The 26,357-nt window shown below is 70.2% G+C and carries 20 protein-coding genes; 6 read left to right on the top strand and 14 right to left on the bottom strand.

Annotation, left to right across the window (positions count from 1 at the left end; translation table 11 throughout):
* Position 1: 1 nt before the first annotated feature.
* The 6 genes from E4T13_RS19385 to E4T13_RS19360 all read left to right on the top strand — a co-directional run bounded on the left by E4T13_RS19385 (position 2) and on the right by E4T13_RS19360 (position 6,512).
* Positions 2–787, top strand: a complete 786-nt coding sequence (locus E4T13_RS19385) for an ABC transporter permease (RefSeq protein ID WP_137179905.1) — start codon at positions 2–4, stop codon at positions 785–787.
* Complete coding sequence (locus E4T13_RS19380) at positions 787–1,632, top strand: hypothetical protein (RefSeq protein WP_137179904.1); 846 nt, start codon at positions 787–789, stop codon at positions 1,630–1,632. Before E4T13_RS19385 ends, E4T13_RS19380 begins: the two co-directional genes overlap by 1 nt.
* Positions 1,616–2,764 (top strand): Xaa-Pro peptidase family protein, encoded by a 1,149-nt coding sequence (locus E4T13_RS19375; protein WP_137179903.1) that lies wholly within the window; start codon positions 1,616–1,618, stop codon positions 2,762–2,764. Before E4T13_RS19380 ends, E4T13_RS19375 begins: the two co-directional genes overlap by 17 nt.
* The gene (locus E4T13_RS19370; RefSeq protein ID WP_170985079.1) at positions 2,761–4,431 is read left to right on the top strand and encodes an FAD-binding protein; all 1,671 of its coding nucleotides are present in this window, start codon (positions 2,761–2,763) and stop codon (positions 4,429–4,431) included. Before E4T13_RS19375 ends, E4T13_RS19370 begins: the two co-directional genes overlap by 4 nt.
* The gene (locus E4T13_RS19365) at positions 4,428–5,561 is read left to right on the top strand and encodes a M20/M25/M40 family metallo-hydrolase (RefSeq protein WP_137179901.1); all 1,134 of its coding nucleotides are present in this window, start codon (positions 4,428–4,430) and stop codon (positions 5,559–5,561) included. Before E4T13_RS19370 ends, E4T13_RS19365 begins: the two co-directional genes overlap by 4 nt.
* Positions 5,562–5,672: 111 nt before the next feature.
* Positions 5,673–6,512 (top strand): IclR family transcriptional regulator, encoded by an 840-nt coding sequence (locus tag E4T13_RS19360; protein ID WP_170985078.1) that lies wholly within the window; start codon positions 5,673–5,675, stop codon positions 6,510–6,512.
* On the opposite strand, the gene E4T13_RS19355 is transcribed toward E4T13_RS19360, so the two are convergent.
* From E4T13_RS19355 to E4T13_RS19290, 14 genes are all read right to left on the bottom strand, one after another.
* Positions 6,476–7,528, bottom strand: a complete 1,053-nt coding sequence (locus E4T13_RS19355; RefSeq protein ID WP_137179899.1) for a dihydroorotate dehydrogenase — start codon at positions 7,526–7,528, stop codon at positions 6,476–6,478. The genes E4T13_RS19360 and E4T13_RS19355 overlap by 37 nt on opposite strands.
* The gene (locus E4T13_RS19350; RefSeq protein ID WP_137179898.1) at positions 7,521–7,853 is read right to left on the bottom strand and encodes a cupin domain-containing protein; all 333 of its coding nucleotides are present in this window, start codon (positions 7,851–7,853) and stop codon (positions 7,521–7,523) included. Before E4T13_RS19350 ends, E4T13_RS19355 begins: the two co-directional genes overlap by 8 nt.
* A 1-nt stretch (position 7,854) precedes the next feature.
* Positions 7,855–8,817, bottom strand: a complete 963-nt coding sequence (locus tag E4T13_RS19345; RefSeq protein ID WP_170985077.1) for a tripartite tricarboxylate transporter substrate binding protein — start codon at positions 8,815–8,817, stop codon at positions 7,855–7,857.
* Positions 8,814–9,545, bottom strand: coding sequence for a class II aldolase/adducin family protein (locus tag E4T13_RS19340; RefSeq protein ID WP_137179896.1), 732 nt, complete (start codon positions 9,543–9,545; stop codon positions 8,814–8,816). Before E4T13_RS19340 ends, E4T13_RS19345 begins: the two co-directional genes overlap by 4 nt.
* Positions 9,545–10,513 carry a tripartite tricarboxylate transporter substrate binding protein gene (locus tag E4T13_RS19335; protein ID WP_137179895.1) on the bottom strand — a complete coding sequence of 323 codons (969 nt, stop codon included), beginning with the start codon at positions 10,511–10,513 and terminating at the stop codon, positions 9,545–9,547. Before E4T13_RS19335 ends, E4T13_RS19340 begins: the two co-directional genes overlap by 1 nt.
* Before the next feature lie 23 nt (positions 10,514–10,536).
* Positions 10,537–12,096, bottom strand: coding sequence for a hydantoinase B/oxoprolinase family protein (locus E4T13_RS19330; RefSeq protein ID WP_137179894.1), 1,560 nt, complete (start codon positions 12,094–12,096; stop codon positions 10,537–10,539).
* Positions 12,093–14,171, bottom strand: coding sequence for a hydantoinase/oxoprolinase family protein (locus E4T13_RS19325; RefSeq protein ID WP_137179893.1), 2,079 nt, complete (start codon positions 14,169–14,171; stop codon positions 12,093–12,095). The genes E4T13_RS19330 and E4T13_RS19325 overlap by 4 nt, the downstream gene beginning before the upstream one ends.
* A gap of 122 nt (positions 14,172–14,293) precedes the next feature.
* On the bottom strand, positions 14,294–16,108 hold the full coding sequence (locus E4T13_RS19320; RefSeq protein WP_137179892.1) for an SLC13 family permease: 1,815 nt from the start codon (positions 16,106–16,108) through the stop codon (positions 14,294–14,296).
* A gap of 9 nt (positions 16,109–16,117) precedes the next feature.
* Positions 16,118–17,650, bottom strand: coding sequence for an AbgT family transporter (locus tag E4T13_RS19315; RefSeq protein ID WP_137179891.1), 1,533 nt, complete (start codon positions 17,648–17,650; stop codon positions 16,118–16,120).
* Complete coding sequence (locus tag E4T13_RS19310) at positions 17,647–19,029, bottom strand: M20/M25/M40 family metallo-hydrolase (RefSeq protein WP_137179890.1); 1,383 nt, start codon at positions 19,027–19,029, stop codon at positions 17,647–17,649. Before E4T13_RS19310 ends, E4T13_RS19315 begins: the two co-directional genes overlap by 4 nt.
* A 181-nt stretch (positions 19,030–19,210) precedes the next feature.
* On the bottom strand, positions 19,211–20,461 hold the full coding sequence (locus E4T13_RS19305) for a patatin-like phospholipase family protein (protein WP_137179889.1): 1,251 nt from the start codon (positions 20,459–20,461) through the stop codon (positions 19,211–19,213).
* Between the two features lie 109 nt (positions 20,462–20,570).
* On the bottom strand, positions 20,571–23,636 hold the full coding sequence (locus tag E4T13_RS19300) for an efflux RND transporter permease subunit (protein ID WP_137179888.1): 3,066 nt from the start codon (positions 23,634–23,636) through the stop codon (positions 20,571–20,573).
* A complete protein-coding gene (locus E4T13_RS19295; protein WP_206030233.1) occupies positions 23,633–24,724 on the bottom strand; it encodes an efflux RND transporter periplasmic adaptor subunit in 1,092 nt (363 codons plus the stop codon). The genes E4T13_RS19300 and E4T13_RS19295 overlap by 4 nt, the downstream gene beginning before the upstream one ends.
* Positions 24,725–24,793: 69 nt before the next feature.
* Positions 24,794–26,353 carry a carboxylesterase gene (locus E4T13_RS19290; protein ID WP_137179887.1) on the bottom strand — a complete coding sequence of 520 codons (1,560 nt, stop codon included), beginning with the start codon at positions 26,351–26,353 and terminating at the stop codon, positions 24,794–24,796.
* Positions 26,354–26,357: the final 4 nt, after the last annotated feature.

Here is a 26,357-nt window from a genome sequence, read left to right as displayed (position 1 = left end):
GATGCTGGCGCTGCGCATCTTCTCCTGGCTGGTCGTGGTGTTCATGCTGCTGCCCATCGCGATCAGCCTGCCCGTGGCGCTGACCGACAGCCGCCGCATCGCGTTTCCGCCCGAAGGCCTTTCGCTGCGCTGGTTCGAGGCGATCCTGGGCGACGCCGTCCTGCTGGACACGGTGATGCGCTCCTTCCTTCTGGCGTCCCTGGCCGGCGTGGCGGCGGTGCTGCTCGCCCTTCCCTGCGCCTTCGCGATCGAGCGCAACCGCTTCCGTGGCCGCATCGCCATCGAGACGCTGATCACCGGCCCCCGCATGATCCCGCAGATCGTGCTCGTGCTGGGGTTGCTGATCTGGTTCGAGCGGATCGGACTCGCGGAGACCTTCCTCGGCCTGGTGCTGGCGCATCTGGTGGTCAGCGTGCCCTTCGCCTTCCGCACGCTGATGGTCTCCGTCGCGGCGCTCGACAGGCGGCTGGAAAGCGCCTCGGCGATCCTCGGCGCCGGCCCCGCGCGCACCTTCTTCAAGGTGACGTTGCCGCAGCTCAAGACTGGCGTGATCGCGGCGACGATCTTCACCTTCATCCTGTCCTTCAACAACGTGACGCTGGCGCTGTTCCTCTCCGCCCTCGGGCAGCGGACGCTGCCGGTGGAGATGTTCCAGCGGATGTATGTCGGCGGCATGACGCCGGTGATCCCGGCCATCGCCTTCCTGCTGGCACTCGGCGGCGCGCTGTTCTTCGTGCTGCTGGACCGCACCGTCGGCGTCTACAAGTATCTGGCGGGGCGGGACTGATGGCTGCCGAGATCGAGATCGTCTGGCTGATCGACGGCGACCCTCCGAGCCCGCTGGGCGGCCGTGCCTTCTATCCCGAGACGCCGGGCGCGCCGCCGCCGGATGCAACGCTGATGGCTGCGCGCTTTGCCGCCATGCGCGAGGCCGTGGCCGAAGCCGGCGCGCCGGCCGTCGTGACGCTGCACACCAGCCCGCGCCACAGGCGAGACTTCTTCGATCCACCTTACGCCGACGAATGGCGCTCCTGCCTGGATCGCGGCATGGCGCTCGCACTGCACCCGCATGAGGATCTGGCGGACGGCAAGAACCGCTATGGTGACGCGGATCACATCACCGGCGTGATCGTGGACTGCATGGCGATGGCGCGCAGAGCCGACCTGCCCATCGCCGCCTTCCGCAGCGGCAGCTTCGCCTGGAACGCCGCCTTGCCCACGCTGCTGGACCGCATGGGCATCGGGCTGGACCTATCCCCCGGCCCAGGGCTGCGAATGCCCGAGAAGCATGTGGACTGGCCAGCCGAGCCCGACGCGCACCGCTATCGCTGCACCCAGCTTTTCGCCGTGCCGATCGGCTGGAACGGCACGGGCACCGACCTCGATCGTGACTATCTCTTCCTGGAGCGCATGGACTTCGCGCGGCTCGCCGCCGTCTGGGACGCGATCCGTGCCCGCGTGCAGCGCCGCGGCCAGCCCGCACGCTGCAACCTGCTCACCCACGGCTTCGGCCTGGCCGATCCGCATTGGCGCGCGCTCGCGCTTCAGTTCATCGATCATCTTCGCGCCCATGGCGGCAGGGTGATCTCCGCCGAGCAGGCGATGGAGCCCCTTCATGCCCATCACGCGTGAGCTGTTCTTCCCGCAGGAGGAATACGACGCCCGCATCGCCGCCGTGCGCAGCGCCATGCAGGCGCGCGGCGTGGAGGTGCTGGTCTGCGCCGCGCCGGAGACGATCTTCCATCTGACCGGCTACCAGACCTTCGGCTACCACAACTACCAGCTCGTCGTCGTGCCGCTGGAGCGCGAGCCCTTCCTGGTTCTGCGATTCCTGGAATCCGTCCTTGCGCAGCGTTATGCCTGGACGCCGGATGTCATCACCTGGGACGACACGGAGGACCCGACCGCCGTCACCCTCGCCGCGCTGCGCGATCGCGGCCTGGCGGAGAAGGTGGTGGGGGTGGAGGAGACCGCCTGCTTCCTGCGCGTGGCACATTGGCGGAAGCTCCAGGCCGGGCTGCCGCGCCTGGTGGACGGCTCCGGCATCGCGGAGCAGGCGCGCATCGTGAAGTCGCCGCGCGAGGTGCAGTACATGCGGGAAGCCGCCCGCATCACGGATGCCGGCGCTGCGGCCGCCATCACCGCCTGCGCGGAAGGCGCGACGGAGAACGACCTCGCCGCAGCCAGCTACGCCGCCATGCTGCAGGCCGGTTCCGAATGGATGGCGCGCGATCCCATCGTGACCTCCGGCGATCGCGCGGGCCTGCCGCACTCCGGCTTCATGCGTCGCCGGTTGCAACCGGGCGACACCGTGCTGATCGAGATCGGCGGCACCTTCCATCGCTACTACGCGCCGCTGATGCGCAGCGCCGTGATCGGCACGCCGGAGAAGCGCATACGGCACATGGCCGATATCTGCCTGGAAGCGCTGGAGACCGCGATCGCCGCCGTGCGCCCAGGCGCAACCTCGGCCGAAGTGGATGCCTCCTGCCGCGGCGTGATCGAGCGTGCCGGCATGTGGGAGAATTACCGGAAGCGCGCAGGCTATTCCGTCGGCATCGGCTTCTCCTCCTGGGTGGAAGGCACCATCGCCAGCCTGAAGGAGGACGACCCCACCGTGCTGCGCCCGGGCATGTGCTTCCACATCCCCGTGGCGATGCGGTACTACGGCGAGGCCGGCATCGGCTTCTCGCACACGGTGCATGTCACCGAAACCGGCGTGGAATGCCTGACGCGGCATGTGCCGGTGCTGGAGTTGCGATGATGCAGGCGGTCGAGACGATCGAGGCGGATGTCCTCGTCATCGGTGCGGGGCTCGCGGGCCTGCGCGCGGCGCTGGCGGCGAAGCAGGCAGGCGCCGCGCGCGTGATCCTGGCGGTGAAGGGCAAGGCGGGGCGCAGCGGTTCCTCCGCCATGACGACCGCGGCCTATGCCGGCGTCTTCCCCGGCGGCGATCCCACGGACAGCCCGGCGCTGCATACGGCCGACACGCTGAAGGGCGGCGCGCGCGTCGCCGATCCTGCGCTGGTCGCCGCGCTGTGCGAGGGTGCGGCCTGGGGCATCACCGCGCTCGAGGAAGCCGGCGGCGCGTTCCAGCGCGAGGGCGCGCAGTACAAGGTCACGCCATCCGGCGATCATTCCCGCCCGCGCGTGCTGCTCGCGCCCAACAACCAGGGCACCGACTACACGGTGCCACTGGCCGAGCGCACGGCCGAGGCCGGTGTGGAGATGCTGGAAAGCGTGATGGCGGTGGAAGTCGTGCGCCAGGTCGATTCGGTCGTTGGCGCCATCCTGCTGGACCTCAAGGGCGGGAAGGTGATCGGCGTGGCGACGCCTGCCGTGATTCTGGCGACGGGTGGCGCGGGGCGGTTGTTCTCCGTCACCTCCAACCCGGTCGACATCACCGGCGACGGATTCTCGCTGGCCTATCGCGCGGGCGCGGTGCTGCGCGACATGGAGTTCATCCAGTTCTACCCCTGGCGCTGCACCGATCCCTTCACCAACAGCCGCGTCTCCATCCAGCCCTCCACCTTCGTTGTCGGCGCGCGCCTCTACAACAAGGACGGCGAGCGCTTCATGCAGGGCGGCGAGGCGACCACGCGCGACGTCGCGGCGCGCGCGATCTTCCTCGAGATCCAGGCCGGCCGCGGCGTCGAGGGCAAGGGCGGTCCGGGCGTGCGGCTCGACCTCTCCCCCCTGACCCGCGCGGAGTTCGAGGACACAAACCCCAAGGTGGCGCACTACATCAAGAAGCTGGACATCGACTACGCCACCTACCCCTTCGTCGTCGCGCCGGAAGCGCATTACTGGATGGGTGGGCTGGCGGTGGACGTGAACGGCGCGGCGAGCCTCGATGGGCTGTTCGCCGTGGGCGAGGTCGCCGGCGGCATCCACGGCGCCAACCGCATCAACAGCAACGCCCTGCCGGAAACGCAGGTGTTCGGCGACCGCGCGGGCCGGATGGCGGCGGCACGCAGCACGCTGCCGCGGGGCGATGTGGGCGCGATCGCGCAAGGCTGGGCACGCAGGCTGGACGCCGGCGAGGATGGCGGATTCACCGAGGCCGAGCTTGCCGAGAAGCTGAAGGCACTGCGCACGGCGATGTGGGATTTCCTGGGGATCGTGCGCAACGAGACGGGGCTTCGCTCCGGCCTCGCGCATGTCGGGGCGCTGGCCGCGGCGCTGGAGGCGCGCGGCCCTGCCGCGGGCTGGCGCGCGCTGCGCGCCTGGTGCGAGCTGCGCTCGCTCTGCGACACCGCGCTGCTGTCGCTGACCGCGGCGCTGCATCGGCGCGAGAGCCGCGGCGCGCATTACCGCGACGACTGCCCCGAGCCCGACGACTCCGGCTGGCTCGGCACGCTGCGCCTCATCCGCGGGGCGGATGGCGTGCCCGAGGTGGCTTTCGTTGCCGCGGAGCGCGTCGCCGCGTGATCGACAACGCGGCGCTGCTCGAGTTCGTGCGCCGCATCGTCGCGATGGACAGCCCGACGGAGAGCAAGCCGCTCTGCGACGCCGTGGGCGACGCGCTGGAAGCACAGGCGATCGCCTTCGGCATGCAGGCCGAGCGTGATCCGCAGCGCGCGACCGGCGACCACCGCATCCTGCGCCTCCGCGGCCAAGGGCGGCGACGCATCCTGCTGGTCGGGCATTTCGACACGGTACATCCGCAGGGCAGCGCGGCGCGCGGCGTGCGCATCGAGGGCGAGCGCGCCTATGGCCCCGGTATCCTCGACATGAAGGGCGGGCTCGCCCTCGGCCTGTTCGCGATCGATGCGGCGCGGCGCGCGGCGGGCGGGATTCTGCCGGACGACATCACCTTCTTGATGAACAGCGACGAGGAGGCCGGCAGCGCATCCTCCCTGCCGCTGATCCTGCGGGAGGCGGCTGCGCACGACCTCGCGCTGGTGCTGGAGCCTGGCCGCCCCGGCCCTGCGCTGACCATCGGCCGCAAGGGCGTCGGCATCTTCCGCATCGCGGTGACCGGAATCGAGGCGCATGCAGGAGCTGAGCCGGAGAAGGGCGCGAGCGCCATCCTCGCCGCGGCGCGCATCGCCCTGCAGGCGGCGGAACTGGTTGATCCACACCAGGGCACGAGCGTGAATGTGGGTACGCTCCGCGGCGGCACCTGGCCCTATGTCGTGGCCGGCGCAGCGGAGCTCATGCTCGATGTGCGCGTGCCGAGCCTGGCGGAGCAGCATAGGATCGAACGGGCGCTCGCGACGCTTGTCGCAGCACCCCGCCTGCCCGGAACGAGCGCGACGCTCTCCGGCCGCTTCCATCGGCCGCCGATGGAGGCGACGGCCGCCTCGCTCGCTGCGGCCGCTGCGTTCCAGCGCGCGGGCGATGCGCTGGGGTTCCCGCTCGGCCTCGCCGTGTCCGGCGGCGCGTCCGACGGGAACAACATCGCGGCGGCCGGCATTCCCACCGTGGATGGCCTCGGCCCGCATGGCAGCCGCGCGCATAGCGACGAAGAGCATGTCGACCTCTCCAGCCTCTTCGCCAAATGCGCCATCCTGGCCCGTGTCCTGGCCGAAGGTGCCAGCCCCGAGCGGGGCGATTGACCGCGCCGACCGCGCACACGCATGCTTCGGGCAGGGAGCGAAAGGAGGCCGGCGCATGCAGGCCCGAAGACGGCAGCTGGGCCCGGTGCCAACCATCGGCGCCGCCGCCGCATGAGCACCGCGGCAGCAGAGGCGGTGGCCACGGAAGACGATGCGGAAGGCACGGCTGCCGTCCGCTCCGTCCTGATGGCGGTGCGCGTGCTGGAAGCGATGGCGCTGGCCGGGCGCGCGCTCGGCGTCTCGGACCTTGCGCGACAACTCGGCGAGCCGAAGGGGCGTGTGCACCGGCACCTGGTCACGCTGCGCAAGGCAGGCCTCGTGGCGCAGGATTCCGCGACGGACCGCTATCACCTGACCTGGCGGCTGTTCCAGATCGGCCAGGCCGCCGGCGAGCAGTTCGACCTGCGCCGCGTGGCGGAACCCGCGATGCACCGGCTGCGCGATGCCGCGGGGCAATCGGTGCTGCTGGCGGTACCAACCGGCGGGGAGCCGCTGGTGGTGCATGCGCTGGAAGCGCCCAACAAGGTCTCCATCACCGTGCAGCCCGGCAATCGCCCGCCCCTGCATTGCTCGGCGCAGGGACGCGTGATGCTGGCCTTCTCGGCTGCGGAGCAGCAGGACCGTGCGCTGGCCGGGAAGCTGGACGGCCCGACGCCGGTCAGCATGACCGATCCCGCGCTGCTGCGCGCGCGTCTGGCGCAGGTGCGCGCGCGGCTGTGGGAGACGGCGCCATCGGAGACGCTGCTCGGCATCAACGTGCTGGCGGCGCCGATCTTCGCGGCCGGCGACGTGCTGGCGGGATCGATCGGGCTGGTCGGCTCGGTGCAGTTCGTGCGCGATCCGCCGGATGGGCCGATGCTCGCCGCGCTGCACGCGGCAGCCGGCGAGATCAGCGAAAGGCTGGGATCGGAGCGCTACCGCGCCTCGGGCGGGACGAAGTCGCGCCAGTAGCCGGGGCGGTCGGGCTGCACGCCGTAGCCCACCTGCCGGTCCGCGGCGAGGCCGACCAGGTCGCTGGCGCTACCGCCGGTGCGCGCGAGATAGTCGGAGAATTCCTGCACGGCGCGGCGCGCGACGTCGAAGCCGCCGGACATCACCGCGCTGGTCATCTCCACCGCGCTTGCGCCGGCCAGCAGGAAGCGCGCGACATCCAGGCCGCTGCGCGCACCGTTGGTGCCCAGCAGCGGGAAGTCCGGCCCGATCCGCTTGCGCGTCTGCGCCAGCCAGCGGCAGGTCAGCGCCAGCGCCCAGGGGCCGCCGATGGCGCCGGCGGTACCGAGCATCGGCGCGCGCGTCTCCACATCCGGCACCAGCGCCATGAAGCGGCCCATCACGATCACCGCATCGGCGCCGCCTTCGTTCGCTGCGGCGGCAAGCGCGGCGACATCCTCGCTCTGTCCCGTCAGCTTGATCCAGAGCGGGATGGTGACGGCGGCGCGCAGCGCCTGGGTGATCTCCTTCACACGGTGCGCGGCGCGTTCCTGGATGATCGCGCCCTTCACCGCCTCGTCGCCATGCGGCGCGCCGATGTTGAGTTCCAGGATGCGGATGCCGGCAGCCTGGTATTGCCGCGCCAGCTCGCAGGCCGTCTCCAGCGCGGCCAGGATGATGGAGCCGATGACGTACTGCCCTGTCTTCGCGGCTTCCCGGTCCTGCGCCGCGACCTCCGCGATCCAGGCGTCGGACGCCATCTGGTGCAGGCCGGAGCGGCCGAACAGCATCGCATCGTCCGGCGGGTCGAAATCCCAGGGGATCGGTTTCCAGCGGCTGTCGAGCAGCACATGGTCGCTGCCATCGAGCTGGCGCTTCGCCGCCTCGCTCTCGTTGATCGATTTCGCCACCACGGCGCCGGCGCCCGTGGCGCGCGCGGCACGCAGCGCGCCCGCCGTCATCACATGGTCGCCCGAGCCGATGATGACCGGGTTGTTCAGCGTGATGCCGCCGATGGCGATGGACGTGTCAGGCATATTCCGGCCGCGCGGGGGTGAAGACATCGAGGTTCATCACGGGCTCGTCGCCTACCACCACGCCGTGGTGCATGGCGTTGGGCGGCACCACGAGAAGCCCGCCGGGGCCGAGGCGGTGCACCTCGCCCGCGATATGGAAGTCGATGGTGCCGGACATGATCCAGACGATCTGCTCGTTCGGATGGCTGTGGGGCCGGGGCTCGTGCCCGGGCATCAGCCGGTGCAGCGCGACGGTTGCACCATCGCCGGTGAAGCCCTTGCGCTCAACGCCGGGACGCACCTGCGTCCAGGGGATGGCGTTCCAGTCGATCTTCGGGATGTTCATCTCACTGCTTCTCGATGCCGGCGGCGCGGATCACCCGGCCCCACATCTCGGTGTCCGACGTGATGAGCTGGAGCATCGCTTCCGGCCCGTTCGCTGCGGGCTCGACGGCCAGCGGGATGAGCCGGTCGCGCACCTCCGGCATCGCCATCACCGCGCGCACTTCGGCAGCGAGCCGATCCACGATGGGACGCGGCAGATTCGCCGGGCCGGCCATGCCGTTCCAGGTGATGACGCGGTAGTCCGGCAGGCCGCTCTCGGCGACGGTCGGCACGTTCGGCAGCACGGTCGCGCGCTGCGGCGAGGTGACCGCCAGCGGGCGCAGCCGGCCGCCAGTGATCTGCCCGATCGTCGTGGCTGCCACTTCCATCGCCGCGGTCACATCACCCGTCGCCGTCGCGTTCAGCAGGTCGCCGGTGGAGCGGTAGGTGACGATCTCGGCTGGGATGTTGCCCATCGACTTCAGCAGTTCCAGCGAGAGATGCAGCGCCGTGCCCACCGCGACCGAGCCCAGGTTGATGCGGCCGGGATTTGCGCGGGCGCCGGCGATCAGGTCCTGCAGCGTGCGATAGGGCGAGTTCGCCGCGACGACGATGATGTGCGGGAAGCTCGCGACCTGCGTGACGAAGGTGAAGTCCTTGATCGGGTCGTAGGGCATCGTCCGCATCAGATGCGGGGCGGTCGCCGCAGTCGCCGTCACCAGCAGCAGCGTGTAGCCATCCGGCGCGGCGCGCGCGACCGTCTCGCTGGCCACGATGCCGCCGGCGCTCGGGCGGTTCTCGATCACCACGGGCTGGCCGAGCCGGTCCGACAGCTTCGCACCGACAAGGCGCGCCGTGGTGTCGCCGACGCCGCCGGGCGCGAACCCCACGATCCAGCGGATCGGGCGGTTGGGCGACCATTCCTGGGCGGCCGCCGGCAGGGCGGCGAAGGCAAGCAGGCAGGCGAGAAGGGCGCGTCGCATCATCGTGTTCCTCCCAGGAACGGCCTTGCCCGGCCGATCTTCCGTTTCATGAAGTCCCAGCGAAGCCCGAGATTCTCGGGCGCCAGCAGGAAACGCTTGGATTGCGCGGCGGCCTCCGGCGCCAGGCGTTCCAGCTTCCCCGCGGCGGCGGCGCGCAACTGCACATCGGCGGCCCATTCCAGCACGGTCATGCCGATGCAGGCCTCCGCGACGTTGCGGCCGACCACCAGCGCGCCGTGGTTCTTCAACAGCAGCCCGCGCTTGTCGCCGAGCGCCGCGGCGATCGCATCCCCCTCGTCGGTGCCGAGCACGATGCCGTGGAATTCGTCGAACAGGGCGACGTCGTCGGCGAAGATCGCGCCGGTCTGCGTGATCGGCTCCAGCGTCATGCCCGCGCAGCCGAGCGCCACGCCGGCCTTGCCATGCGTGTGGACGATGCAGGTCACGTCCGGCCGTGCCAGGTAGATGCGGGTGTGGATGTGCAGCGTGGGGTTCACGTTGCCTTCGCCGCGCGTGGTGCTGAGATCGAAGTCGGCCTCGATCAGCCCCTCCGCGCGCACCTCGTCGAAGCCGACGCCCCATTGATGCGACCAGAAGCGGTCAGCGCCTGGCAGGCGCGCCGTGAGGTGGCCGGCGATGCCGCTGGCCTGACCATCCGCATCCAGGATGTGATAGGCGTGCAGCAGATCCTCGCGCAGCCGCGCTTCGGCATCTTGCGTCACGCCGTCCATCACTGCTTCTCCACCCCGGCGAGCTGCGCCATGCGGCCCCAGGCCGCGACCTCCTGCGGGATCATCGCGGCGAGTTCGGCCGGCGAGGAAGGCTCCGGCAGGCCGCCGAGCTCGATCAGGCGCGCGCGGATCTCCGGCACGCCGAGGGCGCGGCGGATCGCGCGGTTCATCGCCTCCACCTGCGGCTGCGGCGTGCGGGCGGGGAAGACGATGGCGTTCCACGACCGCACGATGTAGTCGGGCAGACCGCTTTCCGCGCTGGTCGGCACATCCGGCAGCGAGGGGAAGCGTGTCGGCGCGGTGACCGCCAGCAGCCGGATGCGCCCGGCCTGCACCTGCGGCAGCAGCGGCGCCAGCAGCTCGCCGGCCACCTGCACCTCCCCAGTCGCCAGCGCATTCGCCAGTTCCGGCGTAGAGCGGTAGGTCACGGTCGTCATCGGCACCTGCGCCATGGCGCGGAAGAGCTCCACGCCCAGGTGCTGCGCATTGCCGACGGCGATGGAGGCGATGTTCAGCTGGTTGGGCCGCGCCTTCGCATAGGCGATCAGCTCGGTCAGGTCGCGCACCGGAAGCTGCGGGTTCACGGCGATGACGTGGTCGTACCAGACCATGCGGCCGACCGGCACGAAGTCCTTCGCCACGTCGAAAGGAATGGTGCGGAAGAAGGCGGGCGCGGCCATGTTGCTGGTGGTCAGCAGATACATCGTGTGGCCGTCGGGCGCGGAGCGCGCGACGAATTCCGCGCTGATGATGCCACCGGCGCCCGGGCGGTTGTCCACCACGATGGTCTGGCCGAGTTCCGCCTGCATGTGCGGCAGCAGCATGCGCACGGTGATGTCGCCAGCGCCGCCGGCGCCGAAGCCGATCACGAAGCGGATCGGGCGTGTGAACAGCGCCTGCGCCCGCACGATACCGGGCATGGCGAGAACGCCGCTCGTGGCGGCCAGCAGCGTACGGCGTCCGATCATGGTCGGCTCTCCCCCCCCAAAGATTATCCGACGGGACCGTAGCCGCCCCCGCCCGGCGTTTCCATCAGCACCTCGTCGCCGGGTTGCATCAGCATCTTGCGTGCCTCGTTCACCGGCGTGCCATTGACGAGGAAGCGCCCGGCCCGGCCCGGCGCGCCGCCCTCCAGGCCCTCGGGCCCGAGTTCCGTGCGGCTCGCGACGACGTTCAGCAGCCACGGGTCACGGGTGCGCATGCGATAGCCGATCACCTGCCCGTCGCCGCCGCGCTGCCGGCCCTCGCCGCCCGATCCCGGGCGCAGCTCCTTGCGCGTGAACTCGATGGGCATGGCGGCTTCGAGCACTTCGACCGGCACGGCCGCGACGCCGGTGGGGTAGCAGGTGGCGTCGAGCCCCGGCTTGTCGCGCCGCGCGCCCATGCCGCCGGAGTAGTTGAACATGGACGAGGTGAAGGGCCGCCCTTGCTCGTCCCGGCCCTGGATCTGGATGGTCCAGACCGCGCCCGAGCCTTCCGCCACCACGCGATCCGGCATCACCTGATGCAGCGCCTTCAACACCGGGAAGGGCACGTACATGCCGACGACGTGGCGCGCATTCACCGGCGCGGGGTAACGGCAGTTCACGATGCTGCCCTCAGGGGCGATCACCTTCACCGGCTTCAGGCTGCCGAAATTGTTCGGCAGGTCGGGGTCGAGACAGGCGCGCACGGCGAAGTTGGCGTAGGCCGCCGTGTAGTTCAGCACGACATTGATGCCGATCGGCGCCTCGGGCGAGGAGCCGGCGAAGTCGATGGTGAGTTCGCCAAGCGTGGCGTCCACCGTCACGGCGCAGCGCAAGGTGATCTTCTGACCGCCGGGCACGTCGAACACGCTTTCACCATGGAAGGTGCCGGGGCGCAGCGCGCGAATGGACTCGCGCGTCGCCTGCTCGGAGCGTTCGAGCACGGCCTCGCTCAGCGCCTCGATGTCGTCGAAGCCGTGGCGATCGCAGAGTGCGTTCAGCCGCTCCGCGCCGACGCGCCCGGCCGCGACCTGCGCGGCGAGATCACCCGCGACGTGTTCGGGGGTACGCACGTTGCGGCGGATGATGTCGTGCAGCAACGCATTCGGCCGGCCTGCCTCGTACAGCTTCGCCAGCGGGATCCACAGCCCTTCCTCATGCACGTCCCGCGCGCCGGCGCCGACGCCGTAGCCCCCGATGTCCGTGTGGTGGATCGTGCTGCCGAAGAAGCCGATGCAGCGATCGCCGCGGAACACCGGCGTCATCACGGTGATGTCGAAGAAATGCCCAGCGGAAAGCCAGGGATCGTTGGTGATCAGCACATCGCCGGGCACCAGCGTGTCCGGCGGGAAAGCCTTGACGAAATGCTGCCCGGCCATGCCGAGGCTGTTGATGTGGCCGGGCGTGCCGGTGACGGCCTGCGCGACCATGCGGCCCTGGCGGTCGAACAGCGCGGTGGCGAGATCACCGGCCTCCCGCACAATCGGGCTGAAGGCGATGCGCTGCAGCGCGCGCGCCTGCTCCGTCACCGTCGCGATCAGGTTCGACCAGAGGATTTCGAGCGTGATGCCGTCGAGGCTTGTCATGCGTCGCGCTCCGCGATCACCGCGCCGGTCCGGTGCACCGCCGCCGACCAGCCGCGCAGGATCACCAGCGTGGTCTCGCGTTCCTCAATGATGGCCGGGCCGGCGATGCGCTGTCCCACCGCGAGCGCCACGCGGTCGTACACCGGCACCTCCGGCAAAGCGGGCTCCACTCCGACACGGCGATGCGCGCGCGGCGCGGCCTGCGCCCCGCCCGGCACGGGCGGGGGCGGCGCGGCAGGCAACGGGCCGCGCGCGGCAAGGCGCCAGGTGACGACCTCCACCTCCACATCCGGCAGGCGGATGCCGTACAGCGCCTCATACGCCGTCTCGAAGGCGGCGCGCAGCGCGACGGCGTCGCCGGCCTCGGCGACGGAAAGCGGGATCTCCGTCGTCACCTCGTTCTGCTGGCCGCGATAGCGGCAATCCACCGCGAGCGTCAGCGTCGCGCCTGCGGCCGGCACGCCGGCCTCGGCGAGCGCGCCCCTTCCCTCCTCCGCCATGCCGCCGATGAGCCGGCGCGCCTCCGTCCAATCCATCGTGCCGAGCGGTGCGAGGGCTGAGCGCACCAGATCCAGCCGCACCGGCGAGACCAACGTGCCGAAGGCGGAGAGCACGCTCGCCATCGGCGGGAAGACCACTTGGCGGCAATCCAGCAGCTCCGCCACGCGGCAGGCATGCACCGGGCCGGCGCCACCGAAGGCCAGCATCGGCAGGCCGCGCCAGTCCAGACCGCGATCCGTCGCATGCGCGCGCGCCGCGCCGGCCATGTTCTCGCACACCACCTCGAACACCCCGCGCGCGGCCGCCGACGCATCCACGCCCAGCTTCGCGCCGAGCAGCGCGAAGGCGGCCTCTGCCGCCGCGCGATCCAGCTTCATGTCGCCGCCGAGGAAGCGGTCCGCATCCAGCAGGCCGAGCACCACATCGGCATCGGTCACCGTCGGCTCCGTGCCGCCGCGGCCGTAGCAGACCGGGCCGGGCTCGCTGCCAGCGCTGCGCGGCCCGACCTTCAGCAGGCCGAGATTGTCGAGCCGCGCGATGGAGCCACCGCCGGCGCCGATCTCGATCATGTCCACCGATGGAATGGTGATCGGGAAACCGCTGCCGGGCTTGAAGCGGTAGCGCCGGTCCACCTCGAACTCGCCGGCGACCAGCGGCTTGCGGTCCAGGATCAGGCAAGCCTTGGCGGTGGTGCCGCCCATGTCGAAGGACAGCAGCCGATCCAGGCCGAGCAGCTCGGCGAAATGCGTCGCGGCCAACGCGCCGGCCGCGGGCCCGCTCTCGATCATGCGCACCGGGAAGGCGCCGGCCACCTGCGTGCCGACGACGCCGCCATTGGAGAGCATGATCAGCGGCCGGTTCGGGAAGCCGCGCCGCGCCAGCTCCGCCGCCAGCGCCTCCAGATAGGGTGCGACGAGGGGCTGGGTGTAGGCGTTCATCACCGTGGTGGAGGCACGCGGATATTCGCGGATCTGCGGCGAGACGTCGCAGGACAGCGCGATGTGAAGCGCGGGCACCGCCTTCAGCATGGCATCGCGCGCGGCGCGTTCATTGGCGCCGTTGCGATAGGCGTTCAGCAGGCAGAGCGCCGCGGCCTGCACGCCGCGCGCCGCAAGCTCTCGCGCGAGCGCGGCGGCTTCGTCGGCATCCACCGGCTTCGTCACGCGGCCATCGGCCAGCACGCGCTCATCCAGCGCGAAGGTGAGCTCCGGCGGGACCAGCGGATCGGGATATTCGATCTGCGGGTCGAACATGTCGTAGCGGTGCTCGTTGCGGATGCGCAGCACGTCGCGAAAGCCGCGCGTAGTGACCAGCGCGGTCGGGGGGCCGCGGCGCTCGATGACGGCGTTCGTCACCAGCGTGGTCGCGTGCACGGTCACGTCGTCCACCGCGCGCGGCGCGATGCCGGCACGGTCCAGCGCCAGGTCGACGGCGCGAAAGAACCCTTCCAGCAGGTTGCGATGGGTGGTGAGCGTCTTGTCCGTCACCGCCCGTCCGTCACGGCCGCGCAGCACCACATCGGTGAAGGTTCCACCGATATCCACGGCCAGCGCATAGCCCGCCTGCGCCTGCACGGCTTCCTCCCTCGGCCCTCCGGGGCCGCTGCGTTACGTCACGTTTTACAGGACGTTGTCCCGCATTTCAAGCGAAGACAAGCGACACCCGCGCCGGCCGCCCGCCTGACGAACCAGAAGAATCAGAAGGGCCAGACGAAGGGGACGAGGACGACGGCGACGACGAAGAACCACGCCATCATCGGCAGGCCGAACTTCCAGTAGTCGCCGAACTCATAGCCGCCGGGCCGCATGACCATCAGGTTGGTCGGTGTCGCGATCGGCGTGAGGAAGGCAGCAGCCGAGCAGACCGCAATGCTCATCAGCACCGGCGCGGGCGAGACGCCGATGCCCGTGGCCGCGGCGACGCCGACGGGGATGATGATCAGTGCCGTCGCGGTGTTGCTGATGAGCTGCCCGAGGATGGCGGTCAGCACGAACAGTGCGGCCAGCAGCACGCGCGGGCTGGCCTCCCCGGCCACGGCGACCAGGCCATCGGCCATCAGGCGCGCCGCGCCGGTCTGCTCCATCGCCGCCGACAGCGGCATCATCGCCGCCACCAGGATCACCGTGGTCCAGTCGATGGCGCGGTAGGACTGCTCCACGCTCAGCACGCCCGTCAGCACCAGCGCCGCCGCGGCCAGCAGGCCTGCGACCGCCGGCGGCACGATGCCGGTCGCCAGCAGCAGCACCATCACCGCCAGCACGGCAATCGCCTGCTTCGCGCCGGCGCCGAGCGGCACGGCCTGGCGGCGCACCAGGTCCGGCGAGTTCACCACCAGCACCTGCGGGTCGTTCAGATGCGTGTCGAGCGCCTTCCAGCTTCCCTGCAGCAGGATGGTGTCGCCCGCCTGCAGCACCACGGCATGGCGGCCCAACGGCTCCCCGCCACGATTGACGGCGATCACGACGAGGTCGCCGCTCTCGGTCACCATGCCCGGATAGAAGGTGCGGCCGATCAGCTCGGAGCGCGGCGGCAGCATCACCTCGGCCAGGCCGGAGCTGCGGTTGAACAGCGAATCCTGGATGTCGGCCGCGGCGTTCTCCAGCCGGAAGGCCAGATGCAGCTGCGCGCCGATGGCGGCTGCGGCTTCCGGCGGACCGGCGATCAGCAGGTGGTCGCCTTCGGCGAAGTTCGCGCGACGCAACCGCTCCCCCGTCTCGCCTTCCTGCATGGCGAGCAGCCGCATGCCCTCGAAGGGTGAGAGGTCCAGCGCATCGGTTGGCTGCCCGACCAGCGGGGAGGTCTTGCGGATACGCATGCGGAACACGTCGCGCGAGAGGCCGTACTGCTCGACCAGCGTCACCGCGTGGCGGCTGAAATCCGCGCTCATCGAGGGACCACCGCGATGCGGCAGCAGCTTCTGGCCAAGCAGGATGCCGATGGCGATGGTGCCCAGCAGCAGCGGGACGCCGACGATGGTGAACTCGAAGAAGCCGAAGGTGCCGACGCCCGCATCCGCCGCGGCCTCGGAGACCAGCACGTTCACCGGCGATCCCGTCAGCGCCAGCAGCGAGCCGGCATGGGCGGAGAACACCATCGGCATCAGCAGCTGCGAAGGCTGGCGCCCCAGCCGTACCGCCATCACCACCACCACCGGCAGCAGCGCCGCCACCGCGCCGTTCAGGCTGATCAGCGCGGTCAGCACGGCGACCAGCAGCGCGATCAGCGCCATCAGCCGCGCGCGGCTGTCCTCACCGGCGCCCTTGATCAGCGCCTGCCCGGCCCAGGCAGTGACGCCGGTTCGGTCCAGCGCGGCGCTGACCACGAAGAGGGTCGCGATGAACATGACCGCGGGGTCGCCGAAGCCCGACAGCGCCTGGTTCAGCGTGACGATACCCGAGGCGAACAGCGCCATCCCGACGCCGAGCGCGACCAGGATGACCGGGATCCTGTTCCAGACGAACAGGACCACGGCCGCCGACACGATCGCGACCAGGACCAGGATGTCGTTCATGCCCGGCGCTCACACGCCCCAGGGCAGGCCGAGCAGATACCAGCCCGCCAGGAAGATGGTCCAGACAAGGGAAATCCAGATGACATAGGGCAGCATCAGCGCGATCACCGTACCGACGCCCGCCTCCTTCTGGTACTTGATCGCGAAGGTTACGATCATCGCGAAATAGGCATTGAGCGGCGTGATCGCGTTCATCGGGCTGTCGCCCACGCGATAGGCCGCCAGCACCACCTCCGGCTCCACGCCGAGCTGCATCAGCAGCGGCACGAAGACCGGCGCGAAGATCGCCCACTTCGCGATGGCGGCGGTGATGATCAGGTCGATGCCGAACACCGCAATGACGAAGCCGATGATCAGCGCGATGGAAGGCAGGCTGAGCCATTCCAGGAACTTTGCCGCGGAGACCGCCGCCAGCGTGGCCATGTTGGTGTAGTTGAAGAAGGCGATGAACTGGCTGATCACCAGCAGCAGCAGGATCAGCCCGGCCAGGCCCGCGATGGATTTCTGGATCGCCGCGATCACGTCGTTCGCGGTCCGCATCGTGCCGGCGCCGCGCCCATAGGCTGCGCCCGTGACCAGGAAGATCAGCGCGATGGACACGATCAGGCTGTTCATGAAGGGCGATCCGCTGATGATCGCGCCGGTCGTCGGGTTGCGCAGCGGCGCGCCGGGCGGCAGCAGCAGCAGGGCGATGAAGCCCATTACGGCGAGCAGCGCGAAGCCGGCATAGCGCAGGCCGCGATATTCCGCTTCGCTCAGCACGTTCTCGCCGGGTACCTGGTAGTCGCCGGTATAGGCGCCGAGCCGCGGCTCGATCACGCGTTCGGTGATCACCACGATCAGCACGGTGAGCAGGAGCGTCGAGCCGATGGAGAACCAGACATTCGCGGCCAGGTCGATCGACTTGCTCGGGTCCACCAGGCGAATGGCGTCGTTGGTGATCTCGGTCAGGATGCCGTCCACCGGCACGATGAGGATGTTCACCAGGAACGCCGCCGCGACCGAGGCGAAGCCCACCGCAAGGCCCGCCAGCGGATGCCGGCCGACCGACAGGAACGCCGCCGCCGCCAGCGGGATCAGCACCAGGTAGCCGGCATCCGCGGCGACCGAGGAGAGGATGCCGACGAAGGTCAGGATCCAGGTCAGTGCCCAGCGCGGCGCGACGATCACAAGCTTGCGGATCAGCACCTTCACGAGGCCCGCTTCCTCGGCGACGCCGACGCCGACCATCGCCACGATGATCACGCCGACCGCGTTGAAGCCCATGAAGTTGGCGACCACGCCGGTGTACATCAGGCGGATGCCCTCGATGGTCAGAAGGCTCCGCGCGGCGGTGAAGGCGGGCTCGATGTCGCCGGTGGCGGGGTTGTAGGCCTGGTAGCTCACCTGCGCGCCGAACAGCGACAGGATCGTGGACAGCACGATCACGATGCCGATCAGGTAGACGAAGATCATCACCGGATGCGGCACGCGGTTGCCCACGCGCTCCACCGTGTCGAGGATCTTCTGCATCCCCGTCTTCGGCGCGGCGGCCTCGCTCATCGGGAGAGCGCCTCCAGGATGCGCGCCCAGGACCGGATGCCCTTGCGGAAGCTCTCCAGATTGTATTTCTCGTTCGGGCTGTGGATGCGGTCGTCGTCCAGTCCGAAGCCTGCCAGCACCACATCCATGCCAAGCGAGGTCTTGAGCTGGTGCGTGACGGGGATGGACCCGCCGCCGCCGATGAAGACTGCCGGCTTGCCCCATTCGTCGGACAGCGCCTCGCGCGCCTTGGCAAAGGCGGGGTCGGTGTCGGGGAAGCGGATCGCCTGGCCCGAGCCGTGTTCCTTGAACTCCACGCGGCAATCAGCGGGAATGCGCGCCTTCACATGCTCGCGGAAGGCCCTGCGAATGGCGTGCGGGTCCTGGTCGAAGACCAGGCGGAAGCTCACCTTCGCGCTGGCCATCGCGGGGATCACGGTCTTGAAGCCCTCGCCCTGGTAGCCGCCGCCCATGCCGTTGATCTCGCAGGTCGGGCGCGACCAGACCTGCTCCAGCGCGCTGCGCCCCTTCTCGCCGGCGGGGATCGACAGGCCGATGGGGCCGAGGAAGCCCTCCACGGTGAAGCCAAGCGTCTCCCACTGGGTCTTCAGGCTCTCCGGAAGTTCCGGCACGCCGTCGTAGAAGCCGGGCAGCGTGATGCGGCCGTCCGCGTCGTAGAGGTCGGCCAGGATCTTCGCGAGGATACGGTTCGGGTTCGCCGCGGCCATGCCATAGAAGCCGGAATGCAGGTCGCGGTCGGCGGCGTGGATGAAGATCTCCTCGCCGCAGAGCCCACGCAGCATGGTGACGATGGCCGGCGTCTGCGCATCCCACATGTTGGTGTCGCAGATCAGGCCGATATCGGCCTTCAGTTCAGCGGTGTTCGCGTCGAGGAAGCCGGGCAGGTTCACGCCGCCGGATTCCTCCTCGCCCTCCAGCAGGATGGAGACCGGGATAGGCAGGCTGCCGGTGACGGCCTTCCAGGCGCGGCAGGCCTCGACGAAGGCCATGAGCTGGCCCTTGTCGTCGGCCGAGCCGCGCGCGGCGATCACCTTCGTGCCGTCGGCCAGCGTCTTGATCTTCGGATCGAAGGGATCGTCTTCCCACAGCTCGAGCGGGTCCACCGGCTGCACGTCGTAATGGCCGTAGAACAGCGCGGAGGGGCCGCTGCCCTTGCGATGATGGCCGACGACGATGGGATGGCCGGGCGTCGCACGCGCGCTGGCCTCGAAGCCGATGCCGCGCAGATCCTCGGCGTGCCATTCCGCGTTCTTCCGGCATTCCTCGGCATAGGCCGGATCGGTCGAGATCGAGCGGATGCGCAGCACGGCAAACAGCCGTTCCAGCGCCTTGTCGAAATCGCCATCGATATGGGCGAGGACCTTATCGAGTTCGGACATTCGCGCCCTCCAGCAGGCACTTCATTCGTGCAGGCGCACTCGGCGCCTCCGCGCGCGCGAACAGCCGACCATGGCGGTCGCGGCAGCCGGATCGCGAGGCTAGCCCCCGCCGCGGGGCGGCACATACGCCACGCGTCCCAGCATTATGCAGCTTGTCCGTGCGCGCCGCGAGCGAATCCCGCTACGGCGCAAGCGCCGTCAGCCCCGGTTCGGGGTCGGGTGCGATGATGCCGACCGGCGGCGGCCTGTCCATCCATGCGGCGCCGGAGCGCCCCTGCTCGCGCCCATAGGCGAAGAGCGCACGCATGAACGTCGGATCGAAGGGACCCTCCCGCGGTGCGTCGAAGTCGGGTCCGATCGCCGCAAGCCGGAACGCAACGCCATCGCGCGTCGTCGTCAGGTGGATGCGATGGATGTCGGCAATGCCGCTGTAGTGCAGCAACGTTTCCACCGAGCGCCGCGCGATGCGGAACACGCTGCGGTTGGTCGGCGCGCTCTCCACATCGATGCGCCCGTTTCGTACCACCCAGGCTGTGCGCTGGCGCTGCGCGCCCCAAGCAGCGGCCGCGCGACGCAGGTCCAGGGAGGGCGGGTAGAGGAACACCTGCATCGCGGCCCCGCCATCCACATGCATCTCCTGGAAGCGGCGGCCTTCCAGCTCCATGTCGATGAAGACCGGCGGAAAGGCGCCGGGCACCGAGGCCGAGGCCAGCAGGATGCGCCGGAACAAGCCCAGCGCCTCGGGATGGCCGCTGGCGGCGATCGCACCGATGTTCCAGACCACGGCGCGCCGGATGTCGAGATTCGTGGTGCCGATCAGCAGAAGTCTGCCGCGACGGTACTCCCGTGCGATCGCCTCCAGCATCGCCTGATCGGCATGGCGTTCGATCAGGCGATAGAGCGGCGAGGCATCCGCGATCGCCTCGCCGAACAGCAGCGCGGTGACGATGCGCCCCACCACCAGGATGTCTCCGGGCCCGACATCGTTGAACACCGCGCGGAGCTGAGGATCGTAGGCGGAGCCGAGAAAGGCGAAGGGCGCGATCAGCGCGCCGGCGGAGATGCCGGTGACCACGTCGAATTCCGGCCGCGTGCCGGATTCGCTCCAGCCGGTGAGCAGCCCCGCGCCGAAGGCACCGTTGTCGCCGCCGCCGGACAGCGCCAGGTAGTTCGCGGGCGGCAGGCTGACGCGCCCTGCCTGCGCATCCGCGGCGCGGCGGCGCGTGGCCGCCGCCGCCGCCTCCTGCTCCCAGGGCGCGACAGGACCATCGGCCATGAAGCGCGCATTCGGGATGCCGAAGATCGCCGCTTCCTCCGCGGCCAGCGGGGGTGGCGGATCGAGGCGTGCGATACTGGCGCAGGCAGCGAGGCCGGACAGCATCAGCAGCAGGAGGAGCAGGCGCGCAGCCGAGGTCACGACAGGTCGTTCCATGCGCTCCCTCCCGGCGGCCGGCGCGGAGAGACACCGCGCGCATCGCGCTCAACCTAGCGCGGTAGCTGCGGGCGGCTCAACCGCCCTGGCCGGATCGGGTCGCGGCAGCTCAGCCCCGCGCCAGCTCCGGCGCGCGGGATTCGCGTTCGAAAGCGACGACGTAGAGCACCGGCAGGACCACCAGCGTCAGCAGCGTCGCCACCAGCAGCCCGCCCATGATCGCGAAGGCCATCGGCCCCCAGAAGACGGTCGGCGCGATGGGCACCAGGCCCAGCACGGTGGAAAGCGCGGTCAGCAGCATCGGGCGCAGGCGCGAGGTTGCCGCGGCCATCACGGCATCGCGCAGGCCGAGCCCCTCGCTGCGGTCCTGCTCGATCTGCACGATCAGGATCACCGCGTTCTTCGCGATCATGCCGAGCAGCGCGAGGATGCCGAGGATCGCGACGAAGCCCAGCGGACGCCCGAAGGCCAGCAGCGCGATCACCACGCCGATGATGCCCAGCGGCAGGATCGCCACCACCATCGCCAGCCGCGCGAAGCTCTGCAGCTGGAACATCAGCACCGTCAGCATGATCACGATCATGGCCGGCACCACGGCGATGACCGAGGCGCGGCTTTCCGCACTCTCCTCGGCGATGCCGCCGAGCTGGATCTCGTAGCCGGCGGGCAGGCGCGTGCGCAGCGCATCGATGCGCGGCGTGACATCGGTGACCACCGTCTCCGGCAGGATGCCTGCGCGGACATCCGCCTGGACGGTCAGCGTCGGCACGCGGTCGCGGCGCCAGATCAGCGGGTATTCCTGGCCGTAGTCGAAGGTGACGAACTGCCCGAGCGCCACGGTCCGCCCGCCCGGGATCGGCACCTGCATCGAGCGCAGCGTATCGAGCGACAGGCGTTCATTGGCGGTGGCCCGCGCCAGCACGTTGACAAGGTAGATGTCGTCGCGGATCTGGGTGATCACCGATCCGGTGATGGCCGCGTTCAGCACGGCGGAAACGGCCGCCGAGCTCAGCCCGAGCTGGCGCGCCTGTTCCTGGTCCACCACCACGCGAAGCTGGCGCGAGGGCTCGATCCAGTCGAAATTCACGTCGCGCGCGTTCGGATTGGCTGCGATGGCCTGCGCGACATCCAGCGCGATGCCGCGCACCGTCTCGATCTCCGGCCCGACGACACGGTACTGCACCGGCCAGCCGACCGGCGGCCCGAGTTCCAGCGGATAGACGCGGGTGACGGCGGCGGGGAACTGCTCGGCCAGCAAGGCCTCCAGCCGAGGCTGCAGGCGCTTGCGGGCATCGAGGTCCTTCGCCACCACCACGGCCTGCGCGAAGAAGGGGTTCGGCAGCTGGGCGTTCAGCGGCAGATAGAAGCGGATCGCGCCGCGGCCAACATAGCTCGACCAGTGCGCCACGTCCGGATCCTGCGCCAGCGCCGCGTCCAGGCGCTGCACCACGCCTTCCGTCGCGTGGATCGAGGCGTTCTGCGGCAGCGTCAGGTCCACCAGCAGCTCCGTGCGGTCGGAGGAGGGGAAGAACTGCTGCGGCACGAAGCGGATCGCATAGACGGCGGCCACGAAGGCGACCACGGCCAGCAGCAGCGTGAGCCAGCGCAGGCGGATCGCCCATGTCAGGAAACCGGCATAGGCGCGCAGGATGGCGCCGGGCTTGGCCGGCGCCGCATCCGCTGCGGGCTTCGGCGCCTTCAGGATGGCCATGCCCAGCAGCGGCGCGAACAGCACCGCCACAAACCAGGAGACGACCAGCGCGATGCCGACCACGGCGAAGATCGAGAAGGTGTATTCGCCCGCGGAGCTCGCTGCGAAGCCGATCGGCACGAAGCCGGCGATCGTCACCAGCGTTCCGGTCAGCATGGGCGCTGCCAGGTTGCGATAGGCGAAGGTCGCCGCATCGCCCTTGCTGTCGCCGGCGGCGAGGCGGCGGATCATCGCGTCGATGGTGGTCATCGCATCGTCCACCAGCAGCGTCAGCGCGATGATCAGCGCGCCGAGGGAGATGCGCTGCAGGTCGATCCCAGCCGCCAGCATCAGCGGGAAGACGATGGCCAGCGTGAGCGGGATGGAGAGCGCCACCACCGCGCCGGCACGCACGCCGAGCGCGATGAAGCTGACGACCATGATGATGACGACGGCCTGCCACAGGCTCTCGGTGAAATCGCCAATGGCGATGTCCACCGTTTCCGCCTGGTCGGCTACCAGGAAGGGTTCGATGCCCACCGGCAGGTCGCGGGTGATCGCCGCCATCTCCGCGCGGAGGTTCCGGCCCAGCGCCAGGATGTCGCCGCCCTCGCGCATCGCCACGGCAAGCCCGATCGCGGGCTGCCCATTGACGCGGAACATCGGCTGCGGCGGGTCGGCGAAGCCGCGCCGGATCTCGGCGATGTCGGTCAGGCGGATCAGCCGGTCCCCGGCGGCGAAGGTGACGTTCGCGATGTCACGCTCGTTCTGGAAGGCGCCGGAGACGCGGATCGCCAGCCGCTCCTCCCCGGTCTGCACCAGCCCCGCGGGCTGCACCAGGTTCTGCGCCCTGAGCGCCCCGACCAAGGCCTGATAGTTCAGCCCGAGGCCGGCCAGCCGCTCCAGCGAGAACTCGATGAACACCACCTCGTCCTGCGCGCCCAGCACCTCGACCTTTGAGACGTCGGGCACGCGCAGCAGGCGCGATCGCGCGGCCTCCACCTGGTCGCGCAGCTCGCGCTGCGTGAAGCCGTCGGCGGTGAAGCCGAAGATGATGCCGAAGGTGTCGCCGAAATCGTCGTTGAACCCCGGCCCGATCACGCCCTGCGGCAGGGTGTGGCGCATGTCGCCGATGCGCTTGCGCACCTGGTACCAGCTGTCGGGCACGGCTGCGGGGGACGTCGAATCCTTGAGGTCCACGAAGATCGTGGTCTGGCCGGCGATGGTGTAGCTGCGCAGCGTGTCGACGTTCGGCGCTTCCTGCAGCGTACGCTCCAGCCGCTCCGTCACCTGCTGCAGCGTCTCCTCGATCGTGGCGCCGGGCCAGGCCGCGGAGACGACCATCGTGCGGAAGGTGAAGGCCGGGTCCTCGTTGCGGCCGAGCTTGAAGAACACCAGGCCGCCCGCGATCACCGCGACCAGCATGAAGTAGACGACCAGCGAAGGCCGCCGGATCGACCACTCCGAGAGGTTGGGACCGATCACGGCGCGGCCCCGAGCAGGCGCACCTTCTGGCCGGGCCGCAGCGCCTGCACGCCCGCGGTGACGATCACCTCGCCCTGCGTCAGGCCGGAGCCAACCACAACACGGGCAGGGTCGTGCCGCAGCACCTCGATGTTGCGCAGCGCGACGGTCTGCGTCGCCGGGTCCACGAGCCAGACCGCCGGCTGATCGTCCTTGCGCGTCAGCGCGCTGGCGGGGATCGCGATATTGGCACCGCCATCCAGCTGCATGCGCCCCGTCACCGTCGAGCCGAGGCGCAACGCCGGCGGCGGATCGTTCAGCCCGACCCGCACGCGGAAGGTGCCGGTCACCGGATCGGCGCTCGGCGAGACTTCCCGCACGCGCCCCTGTGCCCGCACGGCGGGGTCGAGCGTCAGCGCGACCTCGATCACCGCATTGGAGGGTGCCTGGTCCTTGACCACCGGCGGCACGTCGAAGACCGCATCCAGCCCGCCCTGGCGGGCGATGCGCACGATCATGCGGCCCGGCGCCACCACCTCGCCCGGCTCCGCGCCGCGCGCTGTCACGGTGCCGGAGGCATCGGCCACGAGCTCGGTATAGCCCAGCCGGTTCTCCGCGATGTTGGCCTGGGCCTGTGCCGAATCCAGCGCGCTGCGCGCGGTCTGCCGCTGCTGCAACGCCTGGTCGTAGCGCTGGCGCGTGGTCCAGCCGTCGCGCAGCAGCTCCGATTGCCGCCAATAGTTGTTCTGCGCCTCCGCCAGCTGCGCCTCGGCCGCGGCCAGCGCGGCGCGGGCGGCGCGCAGGTTGTTCTCCTCATTCGTGGGATCGAGGCGCGCGATCACCTGGCCGGCCTGCACGCGGTCGCCGACATTCACCAGACGCTCGATCATGCGGCCGTCGATGCGAAAGCCGAGATTGGCTTCGGTCTCCGCCTGGATGGTGCCGGTCAGCGACACCACCTCGCCGCCCTGGCGCGGTTCCACGGTGGTCACGCGCACCGGCCGCGGCTCGGGCGCGGGTGGCGGCGCGGGATCCCCGCAGGCCGCCAGCAGCACGGGCAGCAGCAGCAGGGTGCGGCGTCCTGTCGGCAACGCTGTCGGCATGCGCATGACCTGGTTCCACTCGGCAGGCAGGAGGCTACAGCGGGACAACGACGGCCAGAAGCTCATTGCGCGCTTCTACCGTATCCTCGGCGCATCTGCGGCGACGGGATGTGCAGCGTCATGGGCGCCGCGTCCCAGCGTTGCGCCGGCTGTCCCATTCGCGCGCGCCGCCGCGCCGCCCATCACGATGCCCTCCGCCACGCGGTCGCGCAGGTAAGGAAAGAACGGGTTCGAGGAAATCCGCAGCAGGGTGTCGAGGCCCGTCACCAGCACCCCACGCTCCCCCCGCGCCGCCAGCGCGCCGAGATTGATGCCGAAGCGGTCGGCCGGATCGGGCGCAAGGCCGTAGAGCCCGTCCTCCACCGGGAAGGGCAGCGCGATATGCGAGAGCGAGAACACTTCCCGCGGCCAGGCGAGGCCGAGCGTGATCTCCTGCGTCGTGGTCGCGCCAGCCTCCGTCACATGGGCCACCGCCGCCGAGGAACCTGGCGCGGCATTGGTGATGCGCGTCATGCGGAAGCGCTGCGGCGCGGCGGGCAACAGCCGCTCCACGGCCAGCGCCGCCTGCGGCGAGACCAGCGGACCGAGCTTCGCATCGCGGTTCATGTCGAAGAGCACCAGCTCGCTGCCATTGGCCGGCAGCAACGCATACAGCGCCGTCACCACCGCCTGGGTGCTGACGGTGGCATCCACCACGGACTGGAAGGTCAGCACTGGCGCCAGGCGGTCGAGCCGCCCGGCCGCCGCCAACCGCCGGGTCTGCTCCTGCACGGCGGTGCTGACCTCATAGGATTGCCGCGCGGCGTTCACCGGAAACGAGTTGTATTTGAACGGGTTGAACTCCGGCAGCAGGTCCAGCCAGGCGGCGCCGGCGAAGGCGGGCAGCAGCGCGGGCAGGCCGGCGAGGCCGGCGAAGCGCGCGAAGGCCGTCACGCCGATCATCGGCGAGACCAGCACGACGCGCTGCGGCGCATCCAGGCCGGGGTCCTCGATGGCGTCGAGCGCGTGCTTCAGCGCGAGCGCCCCGCCATTGGAATAGCCAAGCAGATGCAGCGGCGCCCCCTGCCCCGCGCGGGCCCGCGCGGCGCGCACCGCAAGGCGGGTCGCGGCGACCCAATCCTCCCAGGTCGCATCGGTCAGGCCGGCCGGGACGGTGCCGTGGCCGGGCATGCGCGGCACCACCGCCACCCAGCCCTGCGCGCGGTAAAGCTCCGCGAGGTGGCGCATGGAATAGGGCGCGTCGGTCATGCCATGGATCAGCACCGCCGCCCCGCGCGGGGCGGATTCCGGCGTCAGGATGATGGAGCGGTTCCAGTCGGCGGAGAAGTTTGCGGGGTTGAGCGGGCTGTCGGCGAAGTAGCGGTTGGCCGGCACGCGGTCCGCGGCATCCAGCCGGTCCGTCACCGCGCGCCGCACATCGTCGAAGGCGCGGCCTTCCGCTGCCATCCAGGCATCCCAGTCCGCCGTCGCCATCGCCGCGCGGTCCATCTCGGGCGGCACATGCACATGCCAGGGACGCAAGGCTGGGCCGCGCTGCACATCATAGGCACGCAGGGCCAAGAACACGACGAGCAGCAGCGCGACCGCGCCGATCCCCCAGCGCAGCAACCTCGCCGTTCCCGCGCGGATGTTCATGCGG

It is taken from the genome of Roseomonas sp. AR75, from assembly GCF_005222815.1.
GTDB lineage: Bacteria > Pseudomonadota > Alphaproteobacteria > Acetobacterales > Acetobacteraceae > Falsiroseomonas.
This window is presented reverse-complemented; position numbering and strand designations above follow the sequence as displayed.

Excerpts from the sequence above, each read along its gene's own strand:
- E4T13_RS19385 (WP_137179905.1), top strand. The coding sequence starts at position 2 with ATGCTGGCGCTGCGCATCTTCTCCTGGCTGGTCGTGGTGTTCATGCTG.
- E4T13_RS19380 (WP_137179904.1), top strand. The coding sequence starts at position 787 with ATGGCTGCCGAGATCGAGATCGTCTGGCTGATCGACGGCGACCCTCCG.
- E4T13_RS19375 (WP_137179903.1), top strand. The coding sequence starts at position 1,616 with ATGCCCATCACGCGTGAGCTGTTCTTCCCGCAGGAGGAATACGACGCC.
- E4T13_RS19370 (WP_170985079.1), top strand. The coding sequence starts at position 2,761 with ATGATGCAGGCGGTCGAGACGATCGAGGCGGATGTCCTCGTCATCGGT.
- E4T13_RS19360 (WP_170985078.1), top strand. The coding sequence starts at position 5,673 with ATGAGCACCGCGGCAGCAGAGGCGGTGGCCACGGAAGACGATGCGGAA.
- E4T13_RS19355 (WP_137179899.1), bottom strand. The coding sequence starts at position 7,528 with ATGCCTGACACGTCCATCGCCATCGGCGGCATCACGCTGAACAACCCG.
- E4T13_RS19350 (WP_137179898.1), bottom strand. The coding sequence starts at position 7,853 with ATGAACATCCCGAAGATCGACTGGAACGCCATCCCCTGGACGCAGGTG.
- E4T13_RS19345 (WP_170985077.1), bottom strand. The coding sequence starts at position 8,817 with ATGATGCGACGCGCCCTTCTCGCCTGCCTGCTTGCCTTCGCCGCCCTG.
- E4T13_RS19340 (WP_137179896.1), bottom strand. The coding sequence starts at position 9,545 with ATGGACGGCGTGACGCAAGATGCCGAAGCGCGGCTGCGCGAGGATCTG.
- E4T13_RS19335 (WP_137179895.1), bottom strand. The coding sequence starts at position 10,513 with ATGATCGGACGCCGTACGCTGCTGGCCGCCACGAGCGGCGTTCTCGCC.
- E4T13_RS19330 (WP_137179894.1), bottom strand. The coding sequence starts at position 12,096 with ATGACAAGCCTCGACGGCATCACGCTCGAAATCCTCTGGTCGAACCTG.
- E4T13_RS19320 (WP_137179892.1), bottom strand. The coding sequence starts at position 16,108 with ATGAACGACATCCTGGTCCTGGTCGCGATCGTGTCGGCGGCCGTGGTC.
- E4T13_RS19315 (WP_137179891.1), bottom strand. The coding sequence starts at position 17,650 with ATGAGCGAGGCCGCCGCGCCGAAGACGGGGATGCAGAAGATCCTCGAC.
- E4T13_RS19310 (WP_137179890.1), bottom strand. The coding sequence starts at position 19,029 with ATGTCCGAACTCGATAAGGTCCTCGCCCATATCGATGGCGATTTCGAC.
- E4T13_RS19305 (WP_137179889.1), bottom strand. The coding sequence starts at position 20,461 with ATGGAACGACCTGTCGTGACCTCGGCTGCGCGCCTGCTCCTCCTGCTG.
- E4T13_RS19295 (WP_206030233.1), bottom strand. The coding sequence starts at position 24,724 with ATGCGCATGCCGACAGCGTTGCCGACAGGACGCCGCACCCTGCTGCTG.
- E4T13_RS19290 (WP_137179887.1), bottom strand. The coding sequence starts at position 26,353 with ATGAACATCCGCGCGGGAACGGCGAGGTTGCTGCGCTGGGGGATCGGC.